We start from the raw sequence: 22227 nt of genomic DNA, 5'->3' as shown, positions 1-22227 counted from the left end.
GTTTCCTTCCTTATGAAAAAACTGTGAGGGGATCAGAACGCCAGCTGCTCCGTGAGCTGCACCGCTGCGTTTTCCAGCCTGAGCAGAAACGCCTTGCGCGGCTGGCCTCCAGCGTAGCCGGTCAACGAGCCGTCGGCGCCGATCACCCGGTGGCAGGGCACGACAATCGATAAGCGGTTATGCCCGTTGGCCAGGCCCACCGCCCGACTGGCACCGGGCTTGCCCAGAATCGCCGCAATGGCGCCGTAGGTGGTGGTCCGGCCGTAAGGGATCTTCGCCAGTTCAGCCCAGACCCGGCGGGAGAACTCGCTACCGGGCATGTGCAAGGCCACGCTGAACTCAGTGAGCGTACCGGCGAAATATGCGGACAATTGCTCTTCGATCTGCTGCAAATACGCGTTGTGCCCCGGTGCCACGGCATAACCGAAACGGTTTTGCAGCGCCTGGACCGAAGGGTTCAGCGAGGCCTGATCGAGAAACTCCAGCAGCACCAGCCCACGCCGTTCGGCCATGGCGATCATCGGCCCCAAGGGTGTGGTCAGGCGCGTGAACAGCAGCGGCTCGCTGTTGGCCGCCCGGCCCGGGGTGATGTGAAAGGATTTTTGAAAGGCATCGCGAAAACCGCTCAGGGACTCGTAGCCGAAATCGAAGGCGACGTCATCGATGGAGTCGCCCTGTTTGATCCCGCCCAACGCCATGCCCAGGCGCCGGGTGCGCAGCCAGGCGTGGAAGGTCATGCCGAAATGCTGCTTGAACCAGCGACGCAGTTTCAGTGGTTCGATGCCTTCAGCCAGTAGCCGGGCGTCGGTCCAGCGCTGTTCCGGGTCGGCGTCTACCGACTTGAACAGTTTCTGCACCCAGTCCGGCGCGCTGGCGGCGGTGTCAAGCGGTTTGCAGCGCTTGCAGGCGCGATAGCCCGCCGCCAGGCATTGTTCGGCGCTGGCAAAGAACTCGACGTTCTCAGGCTTCGGGCTGCGGGCGGTGCAACCGGGGCGGCAGAAGATGCCTGTGGTCTTGACCGCCGTGAAAAACACCCCCTCGTAGGAGGTGTCTCGCTCGAGCATGGCGCGAACCATCTCGGCACGGGGCGGCAGCAGCGTTTTTTGTAGGTTCATGGGCGCAGCATAGATCGCGTCATGAGCGACCTCCACCGGAAAATCGACAGCGAATTTCGATCCTTTCAACACTGCTCCCACATGGGGGAAATATCTGCTTCAGCTGCGTCTGGCCATCAGAAGTACCGAAGCCGCCGCCGACAACAACCCGGCGCAGCAGCGGTTGAACATCCGCTTGCCCGATGGCCTGGCGAACCAGCGGCGCATGTGCAGGCCCATGTAGGCATAGGCGCCGATGGCGACCCATTCCAGCACCAGAAACAGCGCGCCCAACACCACGAACTGCGGCGCAATGGCGTGGGTCGAGTCGACGAATTGCGGCAGGAACGCGGTGAAAATCAGGATGGCCTTGGGGTTGCCGGCCGCGACCAGGAATTCCTGTCGGGCCAGCGCCAGCGTGCCCACGGGCGCTGAGGTGACCTCGTTTTCTACACCCGGATCTGCGCGCCACAATTGCCAGGCGAGGTAGAACAGGTATGCCGCGCCAAGGATCTTGATGGCGTAGAACAGCAGCTCAGAGGTTTGCAACACCACCGCCAGCCCCGCCGAGGCCAGGGCAATCATCCCGGCGAACGCCAGCAACCGGCCGATGCCGGCCACACACGCGGTGCGGTAGCCATAGCGGGTCGAATTGCTGACCGACAACAGGTTGTTGGGGCCTGGCGCCATATTGAGGGCAAAACAGGCCGGCAGAAACAGGGTGAGGGTGGCGAGATCCATGGTGGGCTCCTGTAGCAACAGCGCTATTTTTATCACGGCTCACCCTTGGCCAGACCCATACAGTCATTGGCGCAAACCACCGTACACGGGGTTATCTGGCGAACTTTTTCGCCCCGGCGACGCAGAGGAACACGGCGACGGTGACACCCAGCATGCCGAGGCTGACATGCTCATGCAGCAGGGTGGCGGCCAGGGTCAGCCCGAAAAACGGCTGAAGCAACTGCAATTGCCCGACGGCGGCGATGCCCCCTTGGGCCAGGCCGCGATACCAGAACACGAAACCGATCAGCATGCTGAACAGCGAGACGTAAGCCAGGCTGAGCCAGGCCGGCGTGCTGATGCCGGTGAACGAAGCCGGCATGCGCATCCAGCTGAGCACGGCCATGATCGGCAGCGACAGCACCAGCGCCCAGCTAATCACCTGCCAGCCACCGAGGGTGCGCGACAGTTTCGCGCCTTCGGCATAACCCAGGCCGCAGGCGAGGATGGCCAGCAGCATCAGGATGTCGCCTTGAGGGGAGGCGGTCAGCCCTTGGGACAGGGCAAACCCGACCACCAGCAGGCTGCCCAGCACCGAGAAAATCCAGAACGCCGCCCTTGGCCGCTCGCCGCCGCGCAGAACGCCAAACACCGCTGTTGCCAGAGGCAGCAGGCCGACAAAGACAATGGAGTGCGCGGAAGTCACGTATTGCAGCGCCAGCGCGGTCAACAGGGGAAAGCCGATGACCACGCCCAGGGCGACGATCATCAATGGAATCAGTTGCTGGCGCGCCGGGCGTTTTTCCTTGAATAACCACAGCAGGCACAGCGCCAGGATCGCCGCGATGGTCGCGCGCGCAACCGTCAGGAACACAGGGTCAAACTCCAGCACCGCCACCCGTGTCGCCGGCAGCGAGCCGCTGAAGATCACCACGCCGATCAGGCCGTTGATCCAGCCGCTGGTACTGTTTTCCAACGTCCGGGGTTGCAGGTTCGAGGTCCGTTCCATTTGGCTCACGCTCATTGTCTGATTGCACGAAACTCATCCTATGAGCGACTATCGATACAATCAAAAAATTGTCATGGATACATCTCGACATGCCTCGATCCCGCTACAAGACCCTGGTAGATACCTTTGCCGCCGACATCCGCTCCGGGCATCTGCCGCCCGGTACGCGCCTGCCGACTCACCGGCAACTGGCAACCGAGCACGGTATGGCGCTGGTCACCGCCAGCCGGGTGTATGCCGAGCTGGAGGGTATGGGTCTGGTCAGCGGCGAAGCCGGACGCGGGACCTTTGTCAGGGAGACCTCGCTGCCGCCGGGGCAGGGCATCTCGCAGCACGTGGTGGCGGCGGGGATGATCGACCTGAATTTCAACTACCCGTCATTGCCCGGTCAGGCCGACCTGTTGCGCACTGCCTTGCGTCAACTGGCGTTGTCCGGGGACCTTGAATCCCTCCTGCGCTATCAGCCTCACGCGGGACGCCTGCACGAACGGGCCTCGGTCGCGCGCCATCTGGTTGAACGCGGGCTGAGCTTGCCAGCCGAGCAAGTGTTGATCGTCAGCGGCGCCCAGCATGGCCTGGCGGTGGCGATGATGTCGCTGCTCAAGCCTGGTGATGTGATCGCCGCCGATGCGCTGACCTATCCCGGTTTCAAGACGCTGGCCGAAACCCTGCATCTGGAAGTCTTGCCCATTCCGGTCACGGATACCGGGCCTGATCTGCCCGCACTGGAAAAACTCTGTCGCAGCCGATCGGTACGGGCGCTGTACTCGATGCCGACCCTGCACAACCCTTTGGGCTGGGTGATGGACGTCGGTCAGCGCCAGCAACTGGTGGCGATAGCGCGCCGGCATGACCTGACGATCATCGAGGACGCCGCCTATGCGTTCCTGGCCGAAAACGTACCGCCGCCACTGGCCGAGCTGGCGCCTGAGAGAACGGTGTACGTGTCCGGTCTGTCGAAGAATGTCGCCACCGGGTTGCGCGTCGGTTTCATTGCCGCACCGGCGCAATGGGTCGCCGCCTTCGAGCGCACGATCATGGCGACCACCTGGAACACTCCTGGCGTGATGACCGCCATCGCCACGGCCTGGCTCGATGATGGCACCGTCAGCCAACTGGAATCGCAAAAACGTGCAGACGCCCGGGCCCGGCAAGCCCTGGCCCGCGAGATGCTGGCGGGGCTCAGGACCATCAGTCACCCCAATTCCTACTTCATCTGGCTGCCGTTGGCAGAGGACGCCCGGGCCGACCAGATCGCCATGGCACTGATGCGCGAGCAGGTGTCGGTGTCGCCGGCCGAGCCTTTTGCGATTTCGGCCCACGTGCCGCACGCGATACGCCTGGCGTTGGGTTCGGTGGACATGGAGTCGTTGCGCATTGCCTTGAGAAAAGTGAAAAACGTCGTCGGTTATTACTCATAGCGAGGCCGGGCAGGGCAGTTTTCTTCAATACGCGAGCCGGTCGGCGCTTTACCTTGAGGGCCTTGTTCAACTCGATGGAAGAAGGTGTGCAATGAGTCTGATGATGTCCATGGCAGCGTTTGCGCTGGTCGCGTCCATCACGCCGGGGCCGGTCAACATTGTGGCGTTGAGTTCCGGCGCGCGGTTTGGCTTCCGGGCCAGCCAGCGTCACGTGGCCGGGGCCACCCTGGGGTTTGTTTTGCTGTTGGTGCTGATGGGGTTGGGGCTGCATGAGTTGTTGCAACGATGGCCGGCACTGACGCAGGGGGTGCAATGGGCAGGCGTGGCGTTTCTGTTGTACATGGCCTTCAAGCTGGCGGCCGACAATGGGCAGGTGCAAGCCAGCGAATCGGCGCAGGCGCCGTCGATGCTGTATGGCGCCATCATGCAATGGCTCAACCCGAAAGCCTGGCTGGCCTGCGTGGCCGGCATGGGCGCGTTTGTCGCCGATGGCGAGGCACGCCTGGTTTGGCAATTCGCCGCGATCTACCTGGTGATCTGTTATGCGTCGGTCGGCTGCTGGGCGTATGCCGGGACATTTCTCAGCGGCTTTTTACACAATCCGGCCGGCATGCGCCTGTTCAATCGCACCATGGCGTTGTTGCTGGTGGTGAGCGCGGTGTACCTGTTGCTGCCGTAACGGCAGTTACTGGATATTCACCCTCGATACTGCCCCGGTGTCGCCGCCAGGTGCTGTTTGAATGCCCGTTGAAAATGCGCCTGATCGGCGAACCCCGCTTCCAGTGCCACGTCCGCAATCAGCTTGCCGCTGCGCAATTGATCCTGGGCGAACTGGATGCGTCGGTTCACCAGGAACGCGTGGGGCGTCATGCCGTAATGCTGTTTGAAGGCGCGGATCAGGTAGGACGGTGACAGTTGCGCCGCCTCGCATATGTCTTCGAGCTTCAGGGTTTGCGTGCAGTGGTCGCGGATGTAATCGGCAGCACGCTCCAGCTTGAAATTGGGTTCGCGCAGCGGCTGATCGACCGGGTTGAACCGGAGCTGAACCTCGGTAAAGAACTCCACGGCCACGCTGTGTTTGCGCAGCACGTCCTGCTGTGGATCGACCAGTACTTCATACAAGCCCGCGAGGCCGGCAAACAGGTTGGCGTCCCGGGTATGGGTCACTGAAAAGCGGCGAAACGCCGCGTCATCGCTGAACCCGAGCTGATGCTGCAAATCGGTCAGCCACGGCGTATCGACGTACAGCATCAGGTACGACCAGGGTTGGTCTTCGATCGGGTTGCAGGCGTGGACGTCACCGGGGTTCATCAGCACGACAGTGCCGACGCTGACCTCGAACGCCGACTGCTCATGGAGATAGGTGCTGCGCCCGGCGGTGATCGCTCCGATGGAAAAGTGCTCGTGGGTATGCCGTGTGTAGCAGACTTCGCGCCCGTCGGCGATGGCGCGGGCTTCGATGAAAGGCAGGGCATCATCGCGCCAGAAGCGCGGGGCCTTGTCGGCGTTCTTGGCAACGGCGTGCTTCATGCTCGCTCCTCGGCAGGTCAGTGCCCGAGTGTATTAGCTCTCGCCGTCAAAGGCTCGTTGCAGTTCGGCGATATCGAGTTTTTTCATCTGCATCATCGCCTGCATGGCTCGTTGGGATTTTTTCGTGTCCGGGTCTTTGATCATGTCCATCATCGCAACGGGGACGATCTGCCATGACAGCCCGAACTTGTCCTTGAGCCAGCCGCATTGCTGGGCCTCGGGAGCGCCGCCGGCCGACAGGTTGCCCCAGTAATGATCGACTTCTTCCTGGCTCAGGCAATTGACCTGAAATGAAACCGCTTCACTGAACTTGAACAACGGCCCGCCGTTGAGGCCGGTGAAGCTCTGTCCGTCGAGCTCGAAGCTGACGGTCATGACCGAACCTTCGGGCCGACCGTGGAATTCGAAACCGGCGTGGCCGTAATGGGTAATGGCCGTGATTTTCGAATGATCGAAGATCGAACAATAGAACTTGGCCGCCTCTTCGGCCTGATCGTCGAACCACAGGCAGGGCGTGAGTTTTTGTACACGTTGCATGGCGGGCGCTCCTCGTCAGGTTATGCATGCTGGATTACAGCGTAGCCATCCTGGGTTCGTTCGGCAGTGCCGTAGATCGCCAAACACCCGTCTCAGGCCACGATCAGAACGCCCATCGGGTGGTCAGTTGTACGGCGCGCGGTTCGCCATAAAACCCGGTGCCAAAGTTGCCAAGCCCGGTGTAGTAGGTTTTATCGAACAGGTTCTTCACGTTCAGTGTGGTGCTCACGTGCTCGTTGAAGCGATAGTGCGCCATCGCGTCCACCAGGGCGTAACCGGGCTGGGTGATCGTCGTGTACTGACCGAAGTTCACCGTATCGGCGGGGTCGGGACGGAACACATTGCCAAAGAATTCGCTTTGCCAGTTCACGCCTGCACCGACGGTGAGCCTGTCCCAGGGGCCAGGCAGGCGGTAGGTGCTGAATACTCGCACCACCTGTTCCGGTGCAGTGGTTTGCAGCACCGAACCGTAGACGTAATCACCCTTGGCATCGCGGGTGTGGTTATAGGTGTAGCCGGCCGACAGGTTCCAGCCGTCCCGTAACTCGCCGGCCAGTTCGATCTCGAAGCCTTTGGTGGTGGCGCCCTGGACGGCGCGGTACACCGACTCGGTATCAACGCCGCTGACATACTCGGCGATGTTGTCCTGTTCGATGCGGTACAGGGCGAACCTGGCGTTCAGGCGCCCATCGAAGTATTCAGCCTTGATGCCCGCTTCAAGACTTTTGCCTTGTACCGGATCGAGCAGTCGCCGGTTGGCGTCCTTGCTCATTTGCGGCTGATAGATGCTGGTGTAGCTGGTGTACACCGACCAGGTGTCGTCGAAATCATAGACAAGCCCGGCATAAGGCGTGACGACACCGCTCTGGCGATAGCTGTCGCGCAGGTCGGCGGTGTGCGGGTCGCTGTAATCCAGGTCGTCGTGCCCCGAGAAGTCGCTGACACGCGTACCGAGGATCAGCGCCAGGTCATCGACGGGCTTGAGCCGGGTGGCCAGGTAGGCACCGGTCTGGCGCTGGACAATGTCGTCGGTGCCCACCCGTGGGATCCCGGGTTTCGCAAACTCGCCGCGCCAGTCGAAGATGCTGCCGTCCACTGGCGGGTACACCGAACCGTACACCGGGATGTCCTGGCGCGTGTTCATTGACATGAAACCGACGATCAGTTCGTGATCGCCACCCCATAGGGTGAATGGACCGGTCAGGTTGACGTCGATGTTGTCCTGAACCTGATCGCCCTCGAACTTGCCCATATACATGAACATGCCGTTACCGCTGACCGGGTCCGGGTTGCCGCCACTGGCGGAGGCGAGGAAGGTATCGTGCTGGCGGTGTTTGCGGTCGTAACTGACCTTGAGTGCCCAATCGTTGGCCAGTTGCTGCTGCACGGAGGCGAACACCGTCTGGTTGGTGAAGTCGCGACGGCTCCAGTCGGTGGCCGGGTTGAAGGACCGGGAGAAATCGGTGCGCGAGCCGTCGCTGTAGTACATCGGAAAACCGGTCCAGCTGGCGCCCCGGGAACGGGTGTCTTGCTGGTCGATACCGACGGTGACAAGGGTGTCCGGGGTCATGTCGGCTTCGACAATGCCGTAGGCGATGTCCTTGGTGTTGCGGTAGTGATCGGCGTAGGCGCTACGGTCCTGGTGGACCCCGATCAGGCGCCCGCGGACATTTGCGCTGGCACTCAGCGGGCCGGAAATATCGCCTTCGCTGCGATAGTTGTCCCAGGAGCCGACGGTGCCGGTGACCGAGGCTTTGAATACCGGGGTCGGGCGCTTGCGAATCAGATTGACGGTTGCCGAGGGATCACCTGCCCCGGTCATCAGGCCGGTCGCGCCTTTGATGATCTCAACGCGGTCGTAGGGTGCCATGTCGGTGCTCGAGGTGCCGTAGTCGTAGACGCCGTCATAGTCGGTGTTGACGCCGTCGTACTGGAAATTGGTGATTGGCAAGCCTCGACTGGAAAATTCCCAGCGTTCGCTGTCGTAGTTTTGTACGCTGATACCAGGAGTGCGGCGCAGGACATCGACGATGCTGGTGGCCCCCTGGTCATCCATGAGTTGGCGGGTGATGACCGTGACCGATTGCGGCGTTTCGCGCAGGGACAGCGGCAGACCAGTGGCTGAAGGCGTCGAGCCGACGGTGTAGGCGCGGGAGTCTTCGCTGATCGTCCCGGGTGCCTGCCCGGAAATGTTCGTCGCCCCCAGTTCCAGTGCATCTTGTGTCACGGCTGTGGCCTGCAGCACGTAGCTGCCGGTGCCCTGGCGTTGCGCTTGCAGGCCACTGCCTTGCAGCAGTCGTTGCAACGCTTGCTGCTGGCTGTAGACACCGTCAAGACCAGGGCTGCTTTTGCCGGCCGCGAGGTCATTGTGTCCGGCGAGAAAAATCCCGGCCTGTTCGGCAAAGCGGTTGAGGACGCTCACCAGCGATCCGGCAGCGATGGTGTAATGGCGTGCCTGGCTGCCGGGTTGTTCGCTGTTGACGAGGGGGGCGGCTTGAGTCCGCGACACGTCCAGGCCCGGCAAGACAACCGCCAGAGCCAGCATCAGCGGATGCAAGGCGAAGCGGTTGCGGGTAACGGTGGCGCGCGACATGGGGTTCCCGGGAGTCGGATCAATCGGCAATCGAGGTGCTTGAAGGGTTAACCGGACGAAAAAGGCAAAAGGGAACCGGCGCGACAGAAAAAACCGTCATCAGGCTTTTGGGCCGACGTTGACCCACCAGTCCAGCGGCTTCTGCACCCGTACCGGCAATGCCGCTTCCAGCAGGCGCAAGGCCTGATCAGTGTCCTTGAGCGGGAACGAACCCATGACCGGCAGCCCGGCTACCGACGGGTCGCAGCCCAGATGCCCGTGACGGTATTGGCTCAGCTCCTGGAGCAATTGGCCCAACGGCAGATTGTCTGCCAGCAACAGGCCACGGCGCCAGGCTTCACGTGTCGCCGTGGCGGCGGTCGGTGTCAGTATGTGGTTTTCGCTGAATGTCACTTGGCGTCCCGCTTCCACCACCTGAACCTGGCCTTGGGCAGTCCGGACTTCAACGGCGCCTTCGTAGACGTTGAGCACTGTCTGCCGATCCTCCTGGCGCACACTGAAGTGCGTGCCCAGCGCGCGCATCCGGCCCTGGGCGGTGTGCACCAGCAGCGGGCGGTGGCTGTCTTTGGCGGTATCGATCAACACCTCCCCAAGCCGCAACAGCAGCAGTCGTTGTGTGCTGTCGAACCGAACATTCAGCGCGCTCAACGCATTGAGCCAGATCTGGCTACCATCGCTGAGCCGGGTTTCGCGGGTTTCGCCGGTGCCGGTGGAGAGGTCGGCGCGCCAGCGAACCAGGGTGGGCGCCTGGGCGGTTTCCTCCCAGGCACTCCACCCCAGCAAACCTCCCGACACCAGAACCAGCAAACCCTTCACGGTGTGGCGGCGACTGATGGCGGCACGCCCGGTGTTGCGCAGTACATGGCTGACTGCTTGCGGATGATCGTTCTGCAAGGCGGCAAAGCGCTGGCCAACCCGCTCGACATAATGCCAGGCAGCCTGATGCTCGCTACTTCGCGTCAGCCAGGCTTGCCAGTGCTGGCGCTCTTGTTCCCCGGCCTGTTGGTCGTTGAGTTGGACATACCATTGCGCAGCTTGTTCGAGACTGGCGTGGCTGATGGCGTTCGATGCGGTCTGTGTCATTGAATCAGCAGGCCATCGAGTTCTGCTTCGAGCATGGCGCAATGCATCAATGCCTGGGCCAGGTACTTCTTCACCATGCGCTCACACACGCCGATTTCTTCGGCGATGGCGCGGTAGGGCAACCCCTGCAACTGAGCCAACACGAACGCATCACGTACCCGTTGGGGCAAGCGTTGCAACATGGCGTCCACTTCATACAGGGTTTCGACGATGATCGCCCGCTGCTCTGGCGAAGGGTGAACGGCTTGGGGCTGCGCTGCGAGGGTGTCCAGCCAGGCCTGTTCAAGTTGCCGACGACGCCAGTGATCGATACACAAGCCTCGGGCGATGGTCGCCAGATACGAACGTTCGTGGGTTTCGTCGTAGAACACCTGAGGGCGCTTGAGCACACGGATGAAGGTGTCATGGGCCAGGTCGGCAGCATCAAACGCGTTGTTCAGACGCCGGCGCAGCAACGCGTGCAACCAGCGGTGATGCGTGGCGTAGAGGGTCTGGACGCAGGAGGAATCGGCAACCGTCATCGTGAGCGCATGTCCATGGGCGGTTCGCGCCTCTATGTAAATAAGAATTGATCGCGATTAAAGCAAATGGTCCATGTCTGTGCAAATGATATTGGTTTGCTTTTAGGTTGATTGAACCGTGTCTGGAGGACGTTGTTGTCGTAATGACTCTTTGTGTTGTCATTATGACAGTATCGGGTTTGAGTCAAATTGACTGCGTTGATCTGGAGGTGCCGGTTTACAAGGGCTCATGAGCTGGCACGGAACATGAAACATCAAACTTACAACTGAGCGGCTACAGGCGTACGGAAAATGCCCCATTTCTTCAGCAACCCTCAAAACGTTCTGCATCTCTCCAATCGCGTACTCGGTGTTGGCCTGGTCATGTTGCTCGCCGGAGTCTACGGCGCCTATCTCTATGCAGGGCACCTGTCGATTGTCGCCCTGGTGTCGATGCACGCCATGACCATCCTCGGCCCGACCCTGCTGAAAATCGGCTATGTCATGCGGCTGCTGTCGCAGTACGGGCTGAGCCAAACTCCGGCCAGAGTGGTGGCGTGATGCGTGGAATCGCTGCTGCACCTGTTTTCTCCCTCGGCTTTCGCCCGTTTTTTCTGGCGGGTGCCGGGTTCGCGGCCATCGCGGTGGCGGTCTGGGCGTTGTGGTTGTACGGTCGACTCCCCGGCGCACAACCGACGGGTGGCATGCTCGCCTGGCATCGCCATGAAATGCCGTTCGGTTTTACCGCGGCGATCATTGCCGGGTTTCTGTTGACGGCGGTACCTAACTGGACCGGCCGGCCAGGACTCAATGGGTGGCCGCTGATCGGGCTGGTGCTGGTATGGCTGATCGCTCGGCTGGCCTGGTTGATGCCGATGCCCGCCATCCTGTTGCTGGCCTTGCAAGTGCCCTTTCTGCCGCTGCTGGCGTGTGTGCTGGGACGGGATTTGATCGCCGCCGGCAAGCGGGAAAATTATCCGGTTTTACTGATGGTCACGTTGTTGGCAGGCTGTCAGGCGCTGACGTTGCTGGGTATTTTCAATGAAGACGTGAATCTGCAGCGGCATGGTGTGCTGGCGGCTTTGTGGCTGGTGGGCGCGCTGATGAGCGTGATCGGCGGGCGGGTGATTCCGTTCTTCATCCAGCGCGGCTTGAACCGTCCCGCAACGCCTGCGGCTCATCCGTTGCCGGGCAAGGTGTTGCTGATCAGCGCGATGCTGGCGGCGGTGTCTTTTGCCGCCGGTTTGAATGACGCCCCACGTGTGTGGCTGGCGCTGTTGTTTGCGTTGATCAGCGGTTTGCATCTGCTGCGATTGTGGCGCTGGCATGATCGCGGTCTGTGGCGCGTGCCGCTGCTGTGGTCGCTTTATCTGGCTTACACCTGGCTCGCGGTGGCGACGCTGGCCATGGCGCTGTGGCACCTGGGCTGGATGCCGCAGCAAAGCCTGGCCACCCATTCGCTGGCCGTCGGCGGCATCGGCGGGTTGGTTCTGGCGATGATCGCGCGGGTCAGCCTGGGGCACACCGGGCGGCCGTTGCGGCCCTCGAAAGTAATCGTTGTGGGATTTGCCCTGGTGCTGGTGGCGGGTGTGTCACGGGTGTTGCTGGTGCCGTTTTCCGGGTGGGGATTGGGACTGTCGGCGCTGCTTTGGTGTATGGCATTCGGGCTGTTTCTGTCGCGTTACATCGGTATTTTGTTCAAGCCGAGGGTGTAGGAGCGAAGCTTGCTCGCGACGGACGTCAACGATAACGCGCCCTGTCTGAATGACCGCGTTGTACTGACGTTTTTCGCGAGCAAGCTCGCTCCTGCAAGTGACCGGTGGTCGATGCGCCTCGGCCTGCCGGCAAAATTGCGCTTAGCTGAAGGGTAACCCGAGGCGCGCGCAGGTTTTACAAGGCCGCAGCGACGCCCCTTCAGATCACCCTGAGTCTGAGGAACCGCGCCATGCTGACCCTGAACATCAATGGCCAGGATCAGGAGCTGGATGTCCCTGCCGACATGCCGCTGCTCTGGGTCTTGCGCGATGTCGCCCACCTCACCGGCACCAAATTCGGCTGCGGTATCGCCCAATGCGGGGCCTGCACCGTGCACGTTGATGGCGCACCGCTGCGCTCGTGCATCACACCGGTCACGGCCGTGGCCCATGGGCAAAAGATTCTCACCATTGAAGGCCTTTCCGCGGATGGTTCGCACCCGGTCCAACAGGCCTGGGCGGAACTTGACGTGGTCCAGTGTGGGTACTGTCAGTCCGGGCAGATCATGTCGGCGGCCGCATTGCTGGCGAAAATTCCGAAACCGACCGACAGCGACATCGATCAGGCGCTGTCCGGGAACATCTGCCGTTGCGGCACTTACCCGAGGATCCGCGCGGCGGTCAAACGCGCCGCCGAGCTGGGTTGAGGCCGGGGTGAAGGGAGCTTGCGCCATGAACAGCATCAACGCGTTATCGCGCCGTGGTTTTCTCAAGGGCAGTGCCATGCTGGGCGGCGGGCTGGTGGTCGCGTTTGCCATGCCCGCTGCCCACCGTTTCGCCATGGGCGCGGAAAACCAGGGCAACGTTTTTGCGCCTAATGCCTTCCTGCGTATTGGCAACGACAACAGTGTCACCGTACTGCTGGGGCACTCGGAAATGGGCCAGGGTATCTGGACCGGCCTGACCATGCTGATCGCCGAAGAGCTGGACGCCGACTGGACGAAGATCCGCGTCGAGCATGCACCGGCTTCTGCCGCCGATTACGGCCTGCCTGGTTTTGGCGGGATGCAAATTACCGGTGGCTCGACCTCGACCTGGATGGAGTTCGACCGCTATCGTCAGGCCGGCGCGGCGGCGCGCTTGATGTTGATCGACGCAGCGGCCAAGCGTTTCAACGTCGCGCCGTCCGGAATTCATACCGAATCGGGGGTGGTCATAGCCGGTGAGCACCGTGCTGCCTACGGCGAACTGGCCGATGAGGCCGGGCAATTGCCACGGCCAGACCCGGCCTCGATCAAACTCAAGGACGCAAAGGACTGGAGGCTGATCGGCAAACCCACCCAGCGTCTGGACACTCCGGAAAAAATCACCGGCCGGGCGAAGTTCGGCATGGACGTGCAGTTTGACGGGCTGATGACTGCGATGGTCGCCCGTTCGCCCACCTTCGGCGGCAGCGTCAAATCCTTTGAAGGCGCCGAAGCGCTGGCGATTCCGGGTGTGCACAAAGTGGTGCAAGTGCCGACCGGCATCGCAGTGATTGCCGATCATTTTTGGGCGGCGAAGCTGGGGCGCGATGCGCTGAAAATCGAGTGGAATCCGGGGCCGAACGCCGGGCTCGACAGCCAGGCGTTGCTGGAGAACTTCCGCAAACTCGCCACCACCCCCGGCCTGAACGCAGGCCAGGCGGGGGATACCCAGGCTGCTCTGGCGAAAGCGGCCAAGAAGATCGACGTTGAATACAGCGTGCCTTACCTGGCACACGCGCCGATGGAGCCACTGAACTGCACGGTGAGCATCACCAAGGATAAATGCGAAATCTGGACTGGCACCCAGTTCCAGACCCTGGACCAAATGGTCGCCGGGAAAATCACCGGGCTCAATCCCGAACAGGTAGTGATCCATACCGAGTTTCTCGGTGGCGGCTTCGGGCGCCGGGCCAATCCGACGTCGGATTTCGTCAGCGAAGCGGTGTATGTCGCCAAGGCTGCCGGTGCACCGGTGAAAACCGTGTGGGCGCGGGAGGACGACATCCGCGGCGGCTATTACCGCTCGGCGTTCCTGCACCATGCGCGTATCGGGCTGGGCGCTGACGGCCTGCCACTGGCCTGGAAGCATGTGATGGTCGGGCAGTCGATCATGGCCGGGACCTCACTTGAAGCGACCATGGTCAAGGACGGGATCGACAAGACCTCCGTCGAAGGCGTGGTCGATAGCCCTTACATCGAAGGACTGGCCAATCACCAGATCGAACTGCACTCACCGACAACCGGCATCAGCGTGTTGTGGTTGCGTTCGGTGGGTCACACCCACACCGCGTTTGTCATGGAGTCGCTGATCGATGAGCTGGCCACGGCGGCCGGCAAGGATCCGGTGGAGTATCGGCGCACCTTGCTCAAGGACCATCCGCGCCATCTCGGTGTGCTGAACCTCGCGGTGCAGAAGACCAACTGGAAAGCGCCACTGCCGGACGGCCATGCCCTGGGGGTGGCGGTGCATGAGTCGTTCGGCAGCTACGTGGCCCAGGTGGCCGAGGTGTCCCAGGACAACCTCGCCATCCGCGTGCACCGGGTGGTGTGCGCAGTGGATTGCGGCATTGCGGTAAACCCCCAGAGCATCGCCGCGCAGATGGAGTCGTGCATTACCTTTGGCCTCAGCTTCGCCTTGCACAGCAAGCTGACACTCAAGGACGGGCAGGTGGTGCAGTCCAACTATCACGACTATCAGGTGCTGCGACTCAACGAAATGCCGGTGGTCGAAGTGCATATCGTGCCCAGCAGCGACAAACCCGGTGGTATCGGCGAAGCCGGTGTGCCACCCGTGGCGCCAGCGGTAGCCAACGCGGTGTTTGCCCTGACCGGGCAGCGCCTGCGGGAGCTGCCCTTGCAGCTGGCGGGGGTGTGAGGTGAAACGACATCACTGGTTGCTTGGGGCGGTGATCCTGGTCTGTCTCATCGCCTACGCATCGCACGTGTTAGCTGATGACCGCGAGGCCTTGCAGGCGTTCGACACCGTGCAGAAGGTCTTCCAGAGCCCTCGTTGCCAGAACTGTCACATACCTGGGGATTCGCCGCTGCAATTCGATGCCGGCTTGCCCCACGATATTTTCGTCGCCCGGTTCAAGCGCTGGGCCGATGCGGGAGGACCGTGCCCGGTGGCAGGTAGCTGACCAGCGGCACGCTTACAGGGAGTCAATGTGGGTACGGGCGACTCTAACGTACATACCTGCCAAGGGAGTGAACGATGTTGATCTCAGGCAAAACAGGCAAATCGGGCCGATCAGCCAACCCGTTGCGCACGCCACAGCAAGAACGTGAACGGTTGCGCGAACTGGCTCGCCAGTCCGAACAAGAACTGGCAGGGGTGCAGATGGCGAGCATGGACGAGCTGACGCTGCTGTCCAATCGCCATGGTTTCACCGCGTTGGCCCAACTCGGGCTGGACGCCTGCCGACAACTGGAGACGCCGGCGACACTGCTGTACCTCAGTCTCGATGAATTCAAGCTCATCTGCTATCTGTATGGCCGGGCCAAAGGTGACGATGCGCTCAAGACGTTCGCCGATGTCTTGCGTATCGGCTTTCGTGAAAACGATGTGGTCGGCCGACTCGAAGGCGACCGGTTTGTGGCGCTGCTGACTGGGTCGAGTGCCGTTGAGATTGCGGCTATCAAGGTGCGACTCAATGAGATGCTCGATGAGCGCAACGCCACGGCGCACCGTAGCTATGACATTCGGTTCAGCGTTACTCAGGTCGAATATAACCCCACTGTTCATGACTCAATCGAGGAACTGCTGGAGGAGGCCGAGCGTGTGATGTGCCGTTAGGGCGGTGTTGCATTAGCGGGCCTCTTCACGAGCAGGCTCGCTCCCACAGGATTTATGAACGCCACAAATCCACTGTGGGAGCGAGCTTGCTCGCGATAGCGTCCTGACAGGCAACGTCTACTTGGCAAACAACTGCCCAATATCCTTGAATGCCTTGAACTCTAGCGCATTCCCGCAAGGATCAAACAGAAACATCGTCGCCTGCTCACCCACCAGCCCCTGAAAACGAATCCCCGGTTCGATCACGAAGCGTGTCTCCAGCGACTTCAGCCGCTTGGCCAGCGCCTCCCACTCGGCCATTCCGAGCACCACGCCAAAATGCGGCACCGGCACATCGTGACCATCCACGGCGTTGGTGTGCGCGGCTTCTTGCGTGGGATTTTTCGGCGCCAGGTGAATCACCAGTTGATGGCCGAAAAAATTGAAATCCACCCATTGATCGCTTGAGCGGCCTTCTTCCAGGCCAAATACTGAACCATAGAAATGTCGGGCGGCCGGCAAGTCGTAGACCGGAATGGCCAGGTGAAAAGGGGACAGTTGCATCAGGCGAACCTCGGTGTGGGTGGGAATGTGTCGAGTTTAGCCCTGTGCTTTTTGATTGAAAGACGATAATTTTCGCATCGAGCTCAAATTATTTCGATCAATCGAGGCCGCCATGCTGCGCGAACTGAAAACCTTTATCGCGGTGGCGCGTTACGGCACGTTCGCCGCAGCGGGTATGCACATCGGTCTGACGCAATCGGCGGTCAGCGCACAGATTCGCAAGCTGGAACAAGCCCTTGGCATCCGACTGTTCGACCGCACCGGCCGCCAGGCGCTGCTCAACGCGGCGGGGCAGCGTGCGTTGCCGATGGCCAGGGAAATGCTCGAGACCTTCAGCCGCATGGCCGTCAGCGACGATGTGAGTGAGTATCGAGGCGAACTGAGAATCGGCGCAGTGGCGACCGCTCAGACCGGGCTGCTGCCCCAGGCGCTGGTGCGCTTGCGCCAACAGGCGCCTTTGCTGGAGCCCAAGCTGGTACCCGGTGTGTCACTGAACCTGCTGAGTCAGGTCGACACGGGAGAAGTGGACCTGGCGATCCTGATCAAGCCGCCGTTTGAGTTGCCAAAGGAGTTGTCTGCGCAGGTCATTCGCCGGGAACCGTTCGTGCTGATCGTACCGGCGGAGCTGGACGGCGATGATCCGTTGCAACTGCTCGCCGAGTACCCTCATGTGCGCTACGACCGCAATTCGTTTGGCGGGCGGCTGGTGACACGGTTTCTGCGCGAACGACAGATCGAGGTGCACGTGGCGCTGGAGCTGGATGAACTGGAGGCCATTGTCAAAATGGTCGAGTGTGGGTTGGGGGTTTCGTTGTTGCCGGAGGCGGGACTGTGGCTGGAGCATGGGGCGAAGGTCAGGGTGATTCGGCTGGGTGAATTGACCTTCTACCGCGAGATCGTGCTGTTGCAGCGCTACAGCCAGCGCAATCAGCCGATTCAGCGGTTGTTCGCGAAGTGCCTGACACAACACTGACCCTCTGTAGGAGCGAGCTTGCTCGCGAAGGTCGTTAACGACAACGCATTTAGTCTGGATGAGCGCGGCGTGCCCGGTTTTTTCGCGAGCAAGCTCGCTCCTACGGGTGGACTGCATCGCCCGGGGAAATCACAGGCATAAAAAACCCGCCAAAAGCGGCGGGTTTTTTTGGCTGACCGAAGATTACTCTTCGATGCTGCCCATGGCCGTGGTGTTGAAGCCACCGTCCACGTACATGATTTCACCGCTGATGCCGGACGCCAGGTCCGAGCACAGGAAGGCGCCGGCGTTGCCAACTTCTTCGATGGTGACGTTGCGGCGCAGCGGGGTTTGCGCTTCGTTGGCGGCCAGCATCTTGCGGAAGTTCTTGATGCCGGAAGCGGCGAGGGTGCGGATCGGACCTGCCGATACACAGTTGACGCGAGTGCCTTCCGGGCCCAGGGAGCCGGCCAGATAACGTACGCCCGCTTCCAGAGAAGCCTTGGCCATGCCCATAACGTTGTAGTTCGGCATGGTGCGCTCGGCGCCCAGGTACGACAGGGTCAGCAGGCTGCCGTTGCGGCCTTTCATCATTTCGCGGCCAGCCTTGGCCAGGGCCACGAAGCTGTAGGCGCTGATGTCGTGAGAGATGCGGAAACCTTCACGAGTGGTGGCTTCGGTGAAGTCACCGTCCAGTTGGTCGCCCGGGGCGAAGCCTACGGAGTGCACGATGCAGTCCAGGCCATCCCACTTCTTGCTCAGATCTTCGAAGACCTTGGCGATTTCTTCATCGCTGGCCACGTCGCACGGGAAGCACAGTTCAGGGCTCGAACCCCAGCCTTGTGCGAACTCTTCGACACGACCCTTGAGTTTGTCGTTCTGATAAGTGAAGGCAAGCTCAGCGCCCTCGCGATGCATGGCGGCAGCGATGCCGGATGCGATGGACAGCTTGCTGGCGACACCGACGATCAGTACGCGCTTACCGGCGAGAAAACCCATGTGTTGCTCCTCTTTCAGGTTATTGCGCAGTGGCCGGAGCCAAAAAAGCGGCTTCCAGCAACTGCTGTGTATACGGATGTTGGGGGGCGGCAAAAATGCTTTGCGCGTCTCCCTGTTCGACCACTTGGCCATGCTTGACCACCATCAACTGGTGGCTCAGCGCTTTCACCACAGCCAGGTCATGGCTGATAAACAGATACGTCAGGTTGTACTTGGTTTGCAGTGAACGCAAAAGCTCCACTACCTGGCGTTGTACCGTGCGGTCGAGGGCCGAAGTCGGCTCGTCCAGCAAAATCAACGCCGGTTTTAACACCAATGCCCGGGCAATGGCGATTCTCTGCCGTTGCCCGCCGGAAAATTCGTGGGGGTAGCGGTGCCGGGTTTCCGGATCCAGACCTACCTCCTTGAGTGCCGCAATGATCGCTTGTTCCTGTTCCGCCTCGGTGCCCATCCTGTGGATCCGCAGGCCCTCGCCAACGATCTGGCTCACGCACATCCGCGGGCTCAGGCTGCCGAACGGGTCCTGAAACACCACTTGCATCTCCCGTCGCAGCGGCCTGACCTGTTGCTGCGTCAGGCAGTCTAGCTGCTGGCCTTCAAAGCGGATGGCACCCTTGCTGGCGATCAACCGCAAAATTGCCAGGCCCAGGGTCGATTTGCCGGAACCGCTTTCTCCCACTATCCCCAGGGTCTGACCCTGGGGCAGGCTGAAATTGATGCCGTCGACCGCCTTGACGTAATCCACCGTGCGCTTGAGCAAGCCTTTCTTGATCGGAAACCAGACTTTGAGGTCCTCGACCGCCAGCAAGGGCGGGCCGATCACGTTGCTTGCAGGCTTGCCGCCGGGCTCCGCTGCCAGCAGTTCCCGAGTGTACGGATGCTGCGGCGCGCGGAACAGTTCTTCGCACGATGCCTGTTCGACGATGCAACCTTGCTGCATGACACATACGCGATGCGCAATTCTTCGCACAAGGTTCAAATCGTGGCTGATCAGCAGCAGGGCCATGCCCAATCGGGCCTGCAATTCCTTGAGCAATTCGAGGATTTTCAGCTGAACGGTCACGTCCAGCGCGGTGGTCGGCTCGTCGGCGATCAGCAGTTCCGGCTCGTTGGCCAGGGCCATGGCGATCATCACCCGCTGACGTTGGCCGCCGGACAATTCGTGGGGCAGGGCCTTGAGTCGTTTGTGCGGCTCGGGGATGCCGACCATTTCCAGCAGCTCCAGGGTGCGTTTGGTCGCAACCTTGCCAGTCAGGCCCTTGTGGATGCCCAGCACTTCGTTGATCTGCTTCTCGATCGAGTGCAGGGGATTGAGGGAGGTCATCGGCTCCTGGAAGATCATCGCAATCCGGTTGCCACGAATGTGGCGGATGGTTTTTTCTTTCAGGTCCAGCAGGTTCTGCCCGGAATACAAGATGGTGCCGGACGGGTGCCGGGCGAGCGGGTAGGGCAGCAGGCGCAGGATCGAGTGTGCGGTGACCGATTTGCCGGAGCCGCTCTCGCCGACCAGGGCCAGGGTTTCGCCGCGCTTGATGTCGAAGCTGATGCCTTCGACTGCCCGCTGGCAACGATTGCCGACAACAAACTCGACGGACAGGTCGCGCACTTCGATCAGATTGTCCTGATTCATTTCACTTCCTCGGGTCGAAGGCATCGCGAGCGGACTCGCCGATGAACACCAGCAGACTCAACATCAAGGCCAGCACCGCAAAGGCGCTGATGCCCAGCCACGGCGCCTGCAGGTTGGATTTGCCCTGGGCCACCAGTTCCCCCAGGGACGGGCTGCCCGCCGGCAAGCCGAAGCCGAGGAAGTCCAGTGCGGTCAGCGTACCGATGGCGCCGGTGAGGATGAACGGCATGAAGGTCATGGTCGAGACCATCGCGTTGGGCAGGATGTGACGGAACATGATCGCGCCGTTCTGCATGCCCAGGGCACGGGCGGCGCGTACGTATTCCAGGTTGCGCCCGCGCAGGAACTCGGCGCGCACCACGTCGACCAGGCTCATCCAAGAGAACAGCAGCATGATCCCCAGCAACCACCAGAAGTTGGGCTGGACGAAACTGGCAAGGATGATCAACAGGTACAGCACCGGCAATCCGGACCAGATCTCCAGGAAACGCTGTCCGGCCAGATCCACCCAGCCGCCGTAGAAACCCTGCAAGGCCCCGGCGATCACGCCGATGATCGAGCTGAGCACGGTCAGGGTCAGGGCGAACAGCACCGAAATGCGGAAACCGTAGATCACCCGGGCCAGCACGTCGCGGCCCTGATCGTCGGTGCCCAGCAGGTTGTCCGCCGAGGGCGGAGCGGGGGCCGGGACTTTCAGGTCGTAGTTGATGCTCTGGTAGCTGTAGGGGATCGGCGCCCACAGCACCCAGGCGTCCTTGGCCTTGAGCAGTTCGCGGATGTACGGGCTCTTGTAGTTGGCTTCAAGCGGAAATTCGCCGCCGAAGGTGGTTTCCGGGTAGCGTTTGAGCGCCGGGAAGTACCAGTTGTTGTCGTAGTGCACCACCAGCGGCTTGTCGTTGGCGATCAACTCGGCACCCAGGCTTGCGCCGAACAGGATCAGGAACAGCCACAGCGACCACCAGCCACGCTTGTTGGCCTTGAACAGTTCGAAGCGGCGGCGATTGAGAGGGGACAGGTTCATCTCAATGCTCCCGGCTTTCGAAGTCGATGCGCGGATCGACAAAGGTATAGGTGAGGTCGCCGATCAGCTTCACCACCAGCCCGAGCAGGGTGAAGATGAACAGCGTGCCGAATACCACCGGGTAATCGCGGTTGATCGCCGCTTCGAAACTCATCAGGCCGAGACCGTCGAGGGAGAAGATCACCTCCACCAGCAACGAGCCGGTGAAGAAGATGCCGATGAAGGCCGAAGGAAACCCGGCGATCACCAGCAGCATGGCGTTGCGGAACACGTGGCCGTACAGCACGCGGTGGTTGGTCAGGCCCTTGGCCCTGGCGGTGATCACGTATTGCTTGTTGATCTCGTCGAGGAAGCTGTTTTTGGTCAGCAGCGTCATGGTTGCGAAGTTGCCGATGACCAGCGCGGTCACCGGCAGCGCCAGGTGCCAGAAGTAGTCGAGGATCTTGCCGCCCATGCTCAGTTCATCGAAGTTGTTCGAGGTCAGCCCGCGCAAGGGGAACCAGTCCAGGTAACTGCCGCCGGCGAACACCACGATCAACAGGATGGCGAACAGGAACGCCGGGATCGCGTAGCCGACAATGATCGCCGAACTGGTCCAGACGTCGAAGTGGCTGCCGTGCCGCGTGGCCTTGGCGATCCCCAGCGGGATCGACACCAGGTACATGATCAGCGTGCTCCACAGCCCGAGTGAGATCGACACCGGCATTTTTTCCTTGATCAGGTCGATGACCTTGGCGTCGCGGAAGAAGCTGTCGCCGAAATCCAGGGACGCATAGTTCTTGACCATGATCCACAAGCGTTCCGGCGCCGATTTGTCGAAACCGTACATGTGTTCGATTTCCTTGATCAGCGCCGGGTCCAGGCCCTGGGCGCCGCGATAGGCCGAGCCTGCCACCGAGACTTCGGCGCCACCGCCGGCGATGCGGCTGGTGGCGCCCTCGAAGCCTTCGAGCTTGGCGATCATCTGCTCCACCGGGCCACCGGGGGCCGCCTGGATGATCACGAAGTTGATCAGCAGAATGCCGAACAGGGTCGGAATGATGAGCAACAGTCGCCGAAATATGTACGCCAGCATCTGA

General features: G+C 61.4%; 21 protein-coding genes and 1 pseudogene. 9 read left to right on the top strand and 13 right to left on the bottom strand.

Annotated features, from left to right (window positions below):
* Positions 1-32: 32 nt before the first annotated feature.
* The 3 genes from AC3WTM_RS22500 to AC3WTM_RS22490 all read right to left on the bottom strand — a co-directional run bounded on the left by AC3WTM_RS22500 (position 33) and on the right by AC3WTM_RS22490 (position 2823).
* A complete protein-coding gene (locus AC3WTM_RS22500) occupies positions 33-1115 on the bottom strand; it encodes a bifunctional transcriptional activator/DNA repair enzyme AdaA (protein ID WP_102672036.1) in 1083 nt (360 codons plus the stop codon).
* A gap of 99 nt (positions 1116-1214) precedes the next feature.
* Positions 1215-1835, bottom strand: a complete 621-nt coding sequence (locus AC3WTM_RS22495) for a LysE family translocator (RefSeq protein ID WP_102672025.1) — start codon at positions 1833-1835, stop codon at positions 1215-1217.
* 91 nt (positions 1836-1926) lie between these two features.
* Positions 1927-2823 (bottom strand): DMT family transporter, encoded by an 897-nt coding sequence (locus tag AC3WTM_RS22490; RefSeq protein ID WP_102672024.1) that lies wholly within the window; start codon positions 2821-2823, stop codon positions 1927-1929.
* Positions 2824-2912: 89 nt separating this feature from the next.
* On the opposite strand from AC3WTM_RS22490, the gene AC3WTM_RS22485 reads away from it, so the two are divergent.
* Entirely contained in the window at positions 2913-4244 is a 1332-nt protein-coding gene (locus AC3WTM_RS22485) for an aminotransferase-like domain-containing protein (RefSeq protein ID WP_102672023.1), read from the top strand.
* Between the two features lie 91 nt (positions 4245-4335).
* Positions 4336-4923, top strand: a complete 588-nt coding sequence (locus tag AC3WTM_RS22480; RefSeq protein ID WP_102672022.1) for a LysE family translocator — start codon at positions 4336-4338, stop codon at positions 4921-4923.
* Positions 4924-4940: 17 nt separating this feature from the next.
* Here the strand turns inward: AC3WTM_RS22480 and AC3WTM_RS22475 are convergent, their stop codons facing one another.
* The 5 genes from AC3WTM_RS22475 to AC3WTM_RS22455 form a co-directional block, all read right to left on the bottom strand.
* Positions 4941-5774, bottom strand: coding sequence for a helix-turn-helix transcriptional regulator (locus AC3WTM_RS22475; RefSeq protein ID WP_102672021.1), 834 nt, complete (start codon positions 5772-5774; stop codon positions 4941-4943).
* A 33-nt stretch (positions 5775-5807) separates the two neighbouring features.
* Complete coding sequence (locus AC3WTM_RS22470; RefSeq protein ID WP_102672020.1) at positions 5808-6311, bottom strand: VOC family protein; 504 nt, start codon at positions 6309-6311, stop codon at positions 5808-5810.
* Between the two features lie 103 nt (positions 6312-6414).
* Entirely contained in the window at positions 6415-8904 is a 2490-nt protein-coding gene (locus AC3WTM_RS22465) for a TonB-dependent siderophore receptor (RefSeq protein ID WP_102672019.1), read from the bottom strand.
* 99 nt (positions 8905-9003) lie between these two features.
* The gene (locus tag AC3WTM_RS22460; RefSeq protein ID WP_102672018.1) at positions 9004-9987 is read right to left on the bottom strand and encodes a FecR domain-containing protein; all 984 of its coding nucleotides are present in this window, start codon (positions 9985-9987) and stop codon (positions 9004-9006) included.
* A complete protein-coding gene (locus tag AC3WTM_RS22455; protein WP_102672017.1) occupies positions 9984-10508 on the bottom strand; it encodes a sigma-70 family RNA polymerase sigma factor in 525 nt (174 codons plus the stop codon). The genes AC3WTM_RS22460 and AC3WTM_RS22455 overlap by 4 nt, the downstream gene beginning before the upstream one ends.
* 291 nt (positions 10509-10799) lie before the next feature.
* Here AC3WTM_RS22455 and AC3WTM_RS22450 point away from each other — a divergent pair, with 291 nt between their 5' ends.
* From AC3WTM_RS22450 to AC3WTM_RS22425, 6 genes and pseudogenes are all read left to right on the top strand, one after another.
* Entirely contained in the window at positions 10800-11048 is a 249-nt protein-coding gene (locus AC3WTM_RS22450) for a transmembrane sensor/regulator PpyR (RefSeq protein ID WP_102672016.1), read from the top strand.
* Positions 11048-12202 (top strand): NnrS family protein, encoded by a 1155-nt coding sequence (locus AC3WTM_RS22445; RefSeq protein WP_102672015.1) that lies wholly within the window; start codon positions 11048-11050, stop codon positions 12200-12202. Before AC3WTM_RS22450 ends, AC3WTM_RS22445 begins: the two co-directional genes overlap by 1 nt.
* Before the next feature lie 230 nt (positions 12203-12432).
* Positions 12433-12888, top strand: a complete 456-nt coding sequence (locus AC3WTM_RS22440) for a (2Fe-2S)-binding protein (RefSeq protein WP_102672014.1) — start codon at positions 12433-12435, stop codon at positions 12886-12888.
* A 25-nt stretch (positions 12889-12913) separates the two neighbouring features.
* Positions 12914-15082 (top strand): xanthine dehydrogenase family protein molybdopterin-binding subunit, encoded by a 2169-nt coding sequence (locus AC3WTM_RS22435; RefSeq protein WP_102672013.1) that lies wholly within the window; start codon positions 12914-12916, stop codon positions 15080-15082.
* A gap of 1 nt (position 15083) precedes the next feature.
* Positions 15084-15329 (top strand): annotated as a pseudogene (locus tag AC3WTM_RS22430) (hypothetical protein); the annotation flags it as partial.
* A 92-nt stretch (positions 15330-15421) separates the two neighbouring features.
* The gene (locus tag AC3WTM_RS22425) at positions 15422-16003 is read left to right on the top strand and encodes a GGDEF domain-containing protein (protein ID WP_102672011.1); all 582 of its coding nucleotides are present in this window, start codon (positions 15422-15424) and stop codon (positions 16001-16003) included.
* A 117-nt stretch (positions 16004-16120) separates the two neighbouring features.
* On the opposite strand, the gene AC3WTM_RS22420 is transcribed toward AC3WTM_RS22425, so the two are convergent.
* Positions 16121-16546, bottom strand: coding sequence for a VOC family protein (locus tag AC3WTM_RS22420; RefSeq protein WP_102672010.1), 426 nt, complete (start codon positions 16544-16546; stop codon positions 16121-16123).
* A gap of 112 nt (positions 16547-16658) precedes the next feature.
* Between AC3WTM_RS22420 and AC3WTM_RS22415 the strand changes: the two genes are divergently transcribed.
* Entirely contained in the window at positions 16659-17519 is an 861-nt protein-coding gene (locus AC3WTM_RS22415) for a LysR family transcriptional regulator (RefSeq protein WP_102672009.1), read from the top strand.
* Between the two features lie 183 nt (positions 17520-17702).
* On the opposite strand, the gene fabI is transcribed toward AC3WTM_RS22415, so the two are convergent.
* From fabI to AC3WTM_RS22395, 4 genes are read right to left on the bottom strand one after another with little or no spacing between them, the layout of a single operon-like run.
* Positions 17703-18497, bottom strand: a complete 795-nt coding sequence (gene fabI / locus AC3WTM_RS22410) for an enoyl-ACP reductase FabI (RefSeq protein WP_102672008.1) — start codon at positions 18495-18497, stop codon at positions 17703-17705.
* 19 nt (positions 18498-18516) lie between these two features.
* A complete protein-coding gene (locus AC3WTM_RS22405) occupies positions 18517-20127 on the bottom strand; it encodes an ABC transporter ATP-binding protein (RefSeq protein WP_102672007.1) in 1611 nt (536 codons plus the stop codon).
* A gap of 1 nt (position 20128) precedes the next feature.
* A complete protein-coding gene (locus tag AC3WTM_RS22400; RefSeq protein WP_046037209.1) occupies positions 20129-21148 on the bottom strand; it encodes an ABC transporter permease in 1020 nt (339 codons plus the stop codon).
* Between the two features lies 1 nt (position 21149).
* Positions 21150-22223 carry a microcin C ABC transporter permease YejB gene (locus AC3WTM_RS22395; RefSeq protein WP_007979116.1) on the bottom strand — a complete coding sequence of 358 codons (1074 nt, stop codon included), beginning with the start codon at positions 22221-22223 and terminating at the stop codon, positions 21150-21152.
* Positions 22224-22227: the final 4 nt, after the last annotated feature.

Source organism: Pseudomonas sp. EU05-FHT14B02, from assembly GCF_058791055.1.
The sequence above is the reverse complement of the archived record's forward strand: the minus strand, read 5'-3'. Positions and strand labels throughout refer to the sequence as shown.

Bases quoted from the DNA above. Each gene is read 5' to 3' on its own strand.
- AC3WTM_RS22500 (WP_102672036.1), bottom strand. From the start codon at position 1,115: ATGAACCTACAAAAAACGCTGCTGCCGCCCCGTGCCGAGATGGTTCGC.
- AC3WTM_RS22495 (WP_102672025.1), bottom strand. From the start codon at position 1,835: ATGGATCTCGCCACCCTCACCCTGTTTCTGCCGGCCTGTTTTGCCCTC.
- AC3WTM_RS22490 (WP_102672024.1), bottom strand. From the start codon at position 2,823: ATGGAACGGACCTCGAACCTGCAACCCCGGACGTTGGAAAACAGTACC.
- AC3WTM_RS22485 (WP_102672023.1), top strand. From the start codon at position 2,913: ATGCCTCGATCCCGCTACAAGACCCTGGTAGATACCTTTGCCGCCGAC.
- AC3WTM_RS22480 (WP_102672022.1), top strand. From the start codon at position 4,336: ATGAGTCTGATGATGTCCATGGCAGCGTTTGCGCTGGTCGCGTCCATC.
- AC3WTM_RS22475 (WP_102672021.1), bottom strand. From the start codon at position 5,774: ATGAAGCACGCCGTTGCCAAGAACGCCGACAAGGCCCCGCGCTTCTGG.
- AC3WTM_RS22470 (WP_102672020.1), bottom strand. From the start codon at position 6,311: ATGCAACGTGTACAAAAACTCACGCCCTGCCTGTGGTTCGACGATCAG.
- AC3WTM_RS22465 (WP_102672019.1), bottom strand. From the start codon at position 8,904: ATGTCGCGCGCCACCGTTACCCGCAACCGCTTCGCCTTGCATCCGCTG.
- AC3WTM_RS22460 (WP_102672018.1), bottom strand. From the start codon at position 9,987: ATGACACAGACCGCATCGAACGCCATCAGCCACGCCAGTCTCGAACAA.
- AC3WTM_RS22455 (WP_102672017.1), bottom strand. From the start codon at position 10,508: ATGACGGTTGCCGATTCCTCCTGCGTCCAGACCCTCTACGCCACGCAT.
- AC3WTM_RS22450 (WP_102672016.1), top strand. From the start codon at position 10,800: ATGCCCCATTTCTTCAGCAACCCTCAAAACGTTCTGCATCTCTCCAAT.
- AC3WTM_RS22445 (WP_102672015.1), top strand. From the start codon at position 11,048: ATGCGTGGAATCGCTGCTGCACCTGTTTTCTCCCTCGGCTTTCGCCCG.
- AC3WTM_RS22440 (WP_102672014.1), top strand. From the start codon at position 12,433: ATGCTGACCCTGAACATCAATGGCCAGGATCAGGAGCTGGATGTCCCT.
- AC3WTM_RS22435 (WP_102672013.1), top strand. From the start codon at position 12,914: ATGAACAGCATCAACGCGTTATCGCGCCGTGGTTTTCTCAAGGGCAGT.
- AC3WTM_RS22425 (WP_102672011.1), top strand. From the start codon at position 15,422: ATGTTGATCTCAGGCAAAACAGGCAAATCGGGCCGATCAGCCAACCCG.
- AC3WTM_RS22420 (WP_102672010.1), bottom strand. From the start codon at position 16,546: ATGCAACTGTCCCCTTTTCACCTGGCCATTCCGGTCTACGACTTGCCG.
- AC3WTM_RS22415 (WP_102672009.1), top strand. From the start codon at position 16,659: ATGCTGCGCGAACTGAAAACCTTTATCGCGGTGGCGCGTTACGGCACG.
- fabI (WP_102672008.1), bottom strand. From the start codon at position 18,497: ATGGGTTTTCTCGCCGGTAAGCGCGTACTGATCGTCGGTGTCGCCAGC.
- AC3WTM_RS22405 (WP_102672007.1), bottom strand. From the start codon at position 20,127: ATGAATCAGGACAATCTGATCGAAGTGCGCGACCTGTCCGTCGAGTTT.
- AC3WTM_RS22400 (WP_046037209.1), bottom strand. From the start codon at position 21,148: ATGAACCTGTCCCCTCTCAATCGCCGCCGCTTCGAACTGTTCAAGGCC.
- AC3WTM_RS22395 (WP_007979116.1), bottom strand. From the start codon at position 22,223: ATGCTGGCGTACATATTTCGGCGACTGTTGCTCATCATTCCGACCCTG.